This is a genomic window from Streptomyces sp. sk2.1 (assembly GCF_008120935.1).
Taxonomy (GTDB): domain Bacteria; phylum Actinomycetota; class Actinomycetes; order Streptomycetales; family Streptomycetaceae; genus Streptomyces.
Map to the genome: position 1 here is coordinate 1 of NZ_RDBO01000141.1, position 855 is coordinate 855.

General features: G+C 70.2%; 1 protein-coding gene and 1 pseudogene. One reads left to right on the forward strand and one right to left on the reverse strand.

Features of this window, described 5'->3' with window-relative positions; translation table 11 throughout:
• A pseudogene (locus EAO76_RS41450) lies at positions 1 to 298 on the forward strand (extracellular solute-binding protein); the annotation flags it as partial.
• A 37-nt stretch (positions 299 to 335) separates the two neighbouring features.
• Here the strand turns inward: EAO76_RS41450 and EAO76_RS41455 are convergent.
• On the reverse strand, positions 336 to 855 hold a 520-nt coding region (locus tag EAO76_RS41455), incomplete at its 5' end, for an extracellular solute-binding protein (RefSeq protein ID WP_148841405.1).

Below are 855 nucleotides of genomic sequence, written 5' to 3' on the forward strand. Positions count from 1 at the left end.
CGGCAACGCGACCGTCACCGCCTTCGCCTCCGGCAAGGCCGCCATGGCGATCGGCGGCGACTTCAGCCACGCGGCCGTCGAGGCGGGCGCGGTGAAGGGCAAGTACGCGGTCGTCCCGCTGCCCGGCGTGGCGAAGGACTCCATAGCCCCGGCGTTCGCGGGCGGGAACAACATCGGCGTGCTGAAGAGCAGTTCGCACCGCACCCTGGCCGTGGACCTGATGAAGTCCCTGACCGGCAAGCGGACCCAGGCGAAGATGTTCGACGCGATGGGCTTCCTGCCGACGTACACGGACGTGCCGGGTGTCTTGTACGTCGTGGTGTTCGCGGTCATGGTCAGCCCGCGTCGGCGAACGCGGCGTCCATCTTCTTCGCCGCGTCGTCCGCGGCCCTCGCCACGTCCTTGCGGCCGCTGACGACCTCCTGGAACATCGTCGGCAGGACCAGCGAGGCGTCGATCTGTCCCCAGCCCGGCGAGGCCGGGACGAACTTGGCGCCCGCGCCGAGCGTCTCGACGAACGGTTCGACGAACGGCTCCTTCTTCGCGGCGGCGGCCCGCACGTCCGTGTACGTCGGCAGGAAGCCCATCGCGTCGAACATCTTCGCCTGGGTCCGCTTGCCGGTCAGGGACTTCATCAGGTCCACGGCCAGGGTGCGGTGCGAACTGCTCTTCAGCACGCCGATGTTGTTCCCGCCCGCGAACGCCGGGGCTATGGAGTCCTTCGCCACGCCGGGCAGCGGGACGACCGCGTACTTGCCCTTCACCGCGCCCGCCTCGACGGCCGCGTGGCTGAAGTCGCCGCCGATCGCCATGGCGGCCTTGCCGGAGGCGAAGGCGGTGACGGTCGCGTTGCCG